Raw genomic sequence first — 6,541 nt, forward strand, 5'->3', positions numbered from 1 at the left:
AACGGCGGCCGTAACTATAACGGTCCTAAGGTAGCGAAATTCCTTGTCGGGTAAATTCCGACCTGCACGAATGGAGTAACGATCTGACCACTGTCTCGACGCAAGGCTCGGCGAAATTGTAGTCTCTGTGAAGATGCAGAGTACCCACAGAAAGACGGAAAGACCCCGTGGAGCTTTACTGTAGCTTGGCATTGGGTTTTGGTAATGTATGTGTAGGATAGGTGGGAGGCTTTGAAGTCGGGGCGCTAGCTTCGGCAGAGCCGCCGTTGAAATACCACCCTTAGGTTACTGGAACTCTAACCTCAACCCGTGAATCCGGGTGAGGGACATTGTCTGGTGGGCAGTTTGACTGGGGCGGTCGCCTCCTAAATTGTAACGGAGGCGCCCAAAGGTTCCCTCAGCGCGGTCGGCAATCGCGCTAACGAGTGTAAAGGCATATGGGAGCTTGACTGCGAGACCTACAAGTCGAGCAGATGCGAAAGCAGGGCTTAGTGATCCGGTGGTACCGTGTGGAAGGGCCATCGCTCATCGGATAAAAGCTACCCCGGGGATAACAGGCTGATCTTCTCCAAGAGTTCACATCGACGAGAAGGTTTGGCACCTCGATGTCGGCTCATCACATCCTGGGGCTGAAGTCGGTCCCAAGGGTTGGGCTGTTCGCCCATTAAAGTGGTACGTGAGCTGGGTTCAAAACGTCGTGAGACAGTTTGGTCCCTATCTTCTGTGGGCGTAGGATATTTGCGGGGATCTGTCCTTAGTACGAGAGGACCGGGATGGACAAACCTATGGTGTTCCAGTTGTGCCGCCAGGTGCAGCGCTGGGTAGCTATGTTTGGAAGGGATAAACGCTGAAAGCATCTAAGTGTGAAGCCCACCTCAAGATTAGATATCCCCTGGAGTAATCCAGCTGAAGGCTCCTTGTAGACAACAAGGTTGATAGGCCAGAGGTGTAAGCACAGTAATGTGTTTAGCTGACTGGTACTAATAGGCCGTGAGGCTTGACCATATTATATGGCTGCATAGCTGTTTGGTATTATGTACAAACTCAGAGAGAAAATAGTTTTCATTATGTCATAATTATTGTAGGGAATGGTCGCGACCATTCCCTACAGACAATTTATTAACACCTTCCGGTGTCAATAGCGAGAGGGCCACACCCGTTCCCATTCCGAACACGGTCGTTAAGCCTCTCAGCGCCGATGATACTGCACGGGTGACTGTGTGGGAAAGTAGGACGTCGCCGGATTAAAAATAAAAAAAAGCCCTGCGCCTTTATGGTGCAGGGCTTTTTTTTATTTTTAATCAGAGCAATAGAGCAAGTAGAAAAAGCTCAATTGCGGTCTGCTGCTCAGCTGTTCAATTGTTCGAAGATTTTCACCGCAGAGACGCAGAGAGCGCAGAGAAATAATATTGACTAAGATAAAAATTAAATGTATAACCACGAAACGAACACGAATTGAAGGGAATTAAAATGAAAAAAGCTCCCCTGGAATGTAACCTTACAAACTACTCTAAAGATGGGAGCGAATTGACATCCACAACAATACATGCAGATGAGATTTCAAGAGATGAATATGATCAAAATTTGAAAGATGATGAAATTAGCAGTGCGTTTGATGGAGAACCATTATATCTTCGATTAATCAAACCGCTAGAACCGTTGGGTAGAAATCACTGTGAAGATAATACGATAGGATCTTACTATCATATTTTAAATGATACTGACGATATAAGATCGGCTTTCAATATTCCGAATGAAAACCCACTAACTGAGTATCACAAATATCGTTTGGGCAAAGGTACGAAAATAATGAAAGGTCGTACTAAAGGTGGTCATGGCGGTGATCAAATCAGAGTAAGTATAGAATCAAAATATGAAATCGAAGTTATTAAATAAACGCTTCTTAAATATTGTTGTTTTTACCCTGAAGATATCCGCGCCCTCTGCGTCTCTGCGGTGAAACTTTTTGCTTTTATCCCCGAAAGTTCTTCGCGTTCTTTGCGTCTTCTTGTGCCCGTTTTTCGGGTATGCGGTAAAATATTCCGAATGTTTTTTTCTGACTGCTGTAGGGAACGGTCGCGACCGTTCCCTACAATTTAATTATTGATTGCCAATTCTCGGTCGGCCATTTAAAATCCTGCATGTGTTTTACGACGGAAAAGAAGGTGATTATATTGACGGAATTTAAGACGGTTATCGAGGATTTTAGATCGGATTTTAAAAAGATGATGGAAGTTATTCAGCTGCATCATTTTGAATTTCAAGCGGAATTTAAAATTGTAAAGTGTGATATTCGTGGATTGAAAGATGATGTAAGCGTATTGAAAAGCGATGTGGGTTCTTTAAAAGAACAAGTCGCTTTTTTACATGAAGGGCAAACAGAAATTAAAAATTCATTAAAACTGAAGGTGGATCGGGATGAGTTTTTTGGTCTGGAGATGCGTGTTGCCAGGTTGGAGAACAAAGTGGCTTAAGGCATTCGCAGTTGGTTTGTTGTTGGAATGATTGGTGTCATATTAGGAATTAAGTAGTGTGGAAAAATCCCTGAAGATGTCATTCTTCAGGGATTTTTGTTTTCGCAGGAGTGTCTTCTAAAATCCTTGATTTTATTAGAAAATCAATAAAATTTATATTACAATGCAATCGTTGTCCCAAGAATGAAAAGTAGAATATAGGTCTGTGAAAATCAAGGGATTGGTTGCATTGGCAGTATTTTATGGGGACCCAAGTGATGGCGGGTAAAAGTGCGGAATCCTTGTTCCGGCAATTTCCCGATACCCATCAAAAATACCGTCAGGGGAATTCAGCATCTTTGTTGGGTTGCATATTAGAAATTACGTCTGCCTGCTTGGCGGCATATCCGGTAGTGGAATATTTTACCGATGTAAAATACCCTAATTGGACAATGGCAGCCATGGGTGTGACCTTGTTTATGCCCGCACTTTTCATAAGCACGGCAGCAGGGAAAAACTATCAGGAAGCAGCTGAACAGTATAATCTGAGAAAGTCGGTGAAAACAAGCAGGCCGGAAAAGGAATTTGAGTGGGCGGCGACACCTTTTGCTCTGCGGTTTTCCTGGAGATTTTAAAGGGTGTTTTTTAGTGGTAAAACATTTACAGAAACTGTTTTGGCCGGGTGATACATTTCATCAAGGGGATTTAGGCCCATCATAGGTGCGCCGGCAGTTTAAAATGCGGGGGTGTGTTTGTGAAAATAAAAGGCAGTATTATCACTGGGATTCGAGAATTGATACGGGAAAAGAATTTGGAAGAAAAAGTGCTGGCGGTCTGTGATTCGCGTATGGAAAAAATTTACTTACGTACCATGGAAGTGAGCTGGGTCCCAGTACAGGATGCCGGAGATTTTTTTACTCTTTGTGCTAAGGTGCTTTTTCCCGGAGATGCGCTTGGCATTCGGAAGCTGGGAATTGAAAATGGCAAGCGGCATTTTGACGGCGGTATTTATAAAATTATTTTTAAAGTTATCAACGTCGAAGTGGTTATTAAAAAATCCGCCAGTCTTTGGCGGCGGTTTCACCAAAAAGGTATTTGTGAGGTTTCGTGCACTAAAGATAATGTTGGGATTATGTGTGTGCGAGATTATCCGGAATTGCCCGAGGCCGTACGAATGGGTGCGGGTGGAGAAGCGTTGGGAGTGGCTCAATTAACGACCAAGCGACCGGTTACCATGAAAGAGGATTTTTGCGATCCCGACGCGTGGAAGTGGATTTTTTCTTGGTGAAGCATCCGTTCTCCGGCTGGTTGATTGAGAAGCAGAGCTGCAGGATACAGATGGAATTATAATGAGTCTCTTAGAGATATACAGGAGAAATAGATGATGTTTTTTAAAAAAAAATCACTCTTGCTTTTTAGTCTGATATTGATTTTATCCAGTGGATGCGCTCATTATAATTTTCGGATTATTGTTCAGGATGTGGAGGATCAACCGCTTTCAGATGCGGTTGTTTATGTGGAATCGTATAATCAGGCGGGGGCGGTTGATTTTACGTGGGTACAAGTAAGTGGTTCCGTTACTGTTCCGCCTGAGAATGAAGCGGAAATTCGATTAAATGGTTCCAATGAGACCTTTATCGCTATTGCAGTTTTGGCTGATGGGAAAAAGCCGGTTGTGATGCGCGATTCTACCGGTGTACTTAAACCGGAAATGTGGGAATATATGGCGGAAGATCAATTGCACACCGGATTGCGCTGGGAACCCAATGTCGCTAAAATGGGATTTCCCTTTATGCATCACTACGCACTGAAAGAGCGGTTGAAAAAAAAGGAAAACTGGGTTCTGGTACATGCATTCCATCGTGTGTATGCACCCTTGGGTATTCTGGTGGAAAAAAATCAAGCGAGCCGGACAGAAAAAGAAACGTATGTTTTTTTTATTGAGAAAGTTTATAACCCGGTGTGTGCTCTGGAAGCTGCGGAACGTGCCGGGAATTTGGTGGAAAAATAATCAAGTGGCGTTTTTAAGGTAACTTTTTTCTGGGGAATTTTTAAAAAAAGTTGTATTTGTTCCGGCAGCCCTGATGTTTTGTAAGAAACGAGAGTGTTGATTTCGTTTGTTTGAGAAAATTGGAAGCACTGCTTGGGTCCGTCCGATCCTGTGTAACAGGATATAATAGGAGGTTTTTATGGGCGAGTATAAAGCCAATCAAATTATTGTGATACAGGACATGTTTAAAAAACAGCCTCAAGACGAAGCGGCTTTCATCGGCACATTATTGCCGGAGGAGCTGGAGGCTTACACAAAAGCGATGCCGATTTCATGGTTCGCGATAGAAGTGAGTGCTTCCATAACAACCAAAGCGATGCCATTTCTTTATCCCGGAGAACTGGATAAAGCATATTTTAAATTTGGTGAACATTTGGCGCGCAGCGATCTTTCGGGCATGTATAGGATTATGGTGCGTATTAGTTCAGTCCCATTTCTTTTGGATCAGACGGCAAAACTCTGGAAACTTTATCACCGTCAAGGACATATGCGTATGCAAAAAAAAGAGCGAAGCGCGGAACTGCTTATTGAAGATTATCCGGATTTCCCGGTAGCTAACCATAAAGTGATGATGGGTTATATTTACGGTGCGGTGGCATTGACCGGTGCGAAGGAAGTTAAAGTTGAAGGAAATGTCCTTGGTGTATCCACGATTGAATATAAAATATCCTGGAAATGATCTGTAAGGCGGAAGGGGAGGCATACGCAAGCTGTTTTTTTATATGTATGATGTAATGAAAAAGTGGTATTTGCGGTTAGAGCAATGCTATACTATGTAATATGAAAATTCCAAAACCCTTACAAAATATTTCGGGGATTTCCGGTACGGTAGTATTTGGAGAGATTTTTTCCAGAGGAGATAAGCCCTATTTGTCGATCAAACCAGCTTCTCGTCAGGGCAATCATGTATCCCGTCCACCTAAATTTTCACAAGTAACACAAAATTTGATTGAAGTTGAAATGTGTTATGATATTGAAGTGAAGCATGTTTCCCAGTGGAATCCGGTTGTTTTTAATGATTTTATTATTCGCTGCCAGGGAAAAAATGAGTTGCGGCGTGAATACAGCTTTTGGCAGCGTACAGTAAAGACAACATTTGGATTAAAGGCATATTCACGTTTTAATTCCAATCGCTGTACAGAATTTTATGTGCGGTTTTATTTTTTAAAAGAGGATTTGCAACGAGAAAATTTACCTGTGCGGATACAACCGGTGATTAGTTTTGAGTACTATAGTAATCGGAAATCTGATTTTATCAGAATATCAATGGAGTTGCCGGAAGCGGTGATTTGTGAGGTGCCGACAATTCATCTTCGCAAATGAAAAAAGTGATACAAAAAAGACGGATGGTTGAATAACCATCCGTCTTTTTTGTATGCTCTAAAGAACGGTCACCCTATTAAAATGCAACACCCCGGGCAATACCAACGCCCACGCCAATGCCGGTCCAGTCAACTGAAGAGCCAAAACTGTCATCAAAATTACGTGTCCCGGTATTGTAGGTTACATTAACCGAAGGTGAGGGGGCAAAACCGATTTCCTCACACCAAATACATTTGTAACCGATCTCACTGCCACCAGATATGAAAATTGCGGATGCTCGGAATTGTCCGTTTTTCCCAAAACACTAAAAATATCGACTTTGGGGCCCAGATGCCAGCCTTTGGGGGCTTCGGTGCTGCCAAGAAAAAAGCGGTAGCTGGCATCACCACCAATACCCGTTGTTTCAGCATCAAAAAGTTTGTAACTGTAATAATTTCAGCGGATCGCGATCGTGCTGGAATTTGACAAAGCTTTCTCATATTCAGCATTGGCAATACCGAATAAAAGACCAAATGGTTGAATCGTAATGTTACTTTTTTGCGTACTTGCGTTGGCCTGCTCAGCAAACAGTGTGACTACAAACGCGATCAGTAGTGCGGTGAAGATTTTTTTTGCATAAAATCTTCCTTTGGATTGAACAAAATAATGTGTAATTTAAATGCTAGTGTAGTGTCCCTAACGCTTCTTTACTTTTGGCAATTTTAGCCATGATACG

The 6,541-nt window shown here is 42.8% G+C and carries 8 protein-coding genes and 2 rRNA genes; all 10 read left to right on the forward strand.

What is annotated here, in order from left to right; translation table 11 throughout:
* Positions 1–1,005: ribosomal RNA gene (locus tag K8S19_10770) — 23S ribosomal RNA — on the forward strand; the annotation flags it as partial.
* Between the two features lie 123 nt (positions 1,006–1,128).
* Positions 1,129–1,245 (forward strand): 5S ribosomal RNA (gene rrf / locus K8S19_10775).
* A gap of 225 nt (positions 1,246–1,470) precedes the next feature.
* A complete protein-coding gene (locus tag K8S19_10780; GenBank protein ID MCD4814160.1) occupies positions 1,471–1,896 on the forward strand; it encodes a hypothetical protein in 426 nt (141 codons plus the stop codon).
* Between the two features lie 278 nt (positions 1,897–2,174).
* Positions 2,175–2,474, forward strand: coding sequence for a hypothetical protein (locus K8S19_10785; protein MCD4814161.1), 300 nt, complete (start codon positions 2,175–2,177; stop codon positions 2,472–2,474).
* A gap of 257 nt (positions 2,475–2,731) precedes the next feature.
* Positions 2,732–3,088 carry a hypothetical protein gene (locus K8S19_10790; GenBank protein MCD4814162.1) on the forward strand — a complete coding sequence of 119 codons (357 nt, stop codon included), beginning with the start codon at positions 2,732–2,734 and terminating at the stop codon, positions 3,086–3,088.
* Between the two features lie 119 nt (positions 3,089–3,207).
* Positions 3,208–3,741 carry a hypothetical protein gene (locus K8S19_10795; GenBank protein ID MCD4814163.1) on the forward strand — a complete coding sequence of 178 codons (534 nt, stop codon included), beginning with the start codon at positions 3,208–3,210 and terminating at the stop codon, positions 3,739–3,741.
* A 93-nt stretch (positions 3,742–3,834) separates the two neighbouring features.
* Positions 3,835–4,464 carry a hypothetical protein gene (locus K8S19_10800; protein MCD4814164.1) on the forward strand — a complete coding sequence of 210 codons (630 nt, stop codon included), beginning with the start codon at positions 3,835–3,837 and terminating at the stop codon, positions 4,462–4,464.
* A 178-nt stretch (positions 4,465–4,642) separates the two neighbouring features.
* Positions 4,643–5,182: a hypothetical protein gene (locus K8S19_10805; protein ID MCD4814165.1), complete on the forward strand. Its 540-nt coding sequence runs from the start codon at positions 4,643–4,645 to the stop codon at positions 5,180–5,182.
* Between the two features lie 191 nt (positions 5,183–5,373).
* Complete coding sequence (locus tag K8S19_10810) at positions 5,374–5,826, forward strand: hypothetical protein (protein MCD4814166.1); 453 nt, start codon at positions 5,374–5,376, stop codon at positions 5,824–5,826.
* A gap of 273 nt (positions 5,827–6,099) precedes the next feature.
* A complete protein-coding gene (locus tag K8S19_10815) occupies positions 6,100–6,291 on the forward strand; it encodes a hypothetical protein (protein ID MCD4814167.1) in 192 nt (63 codons plus the stop codon).
* Positions 6,292–6,541 lie beyond the last annotated feature (250 nt).

The sequence above is a fragment of the bacterium genome, from assembly GCA_021108215.1.
Classification (GTDB): Bacteria; Oederibacteriota; JAAXVQ01; order JAAXVQ01; family JAUVAV01; genus JAIORK01.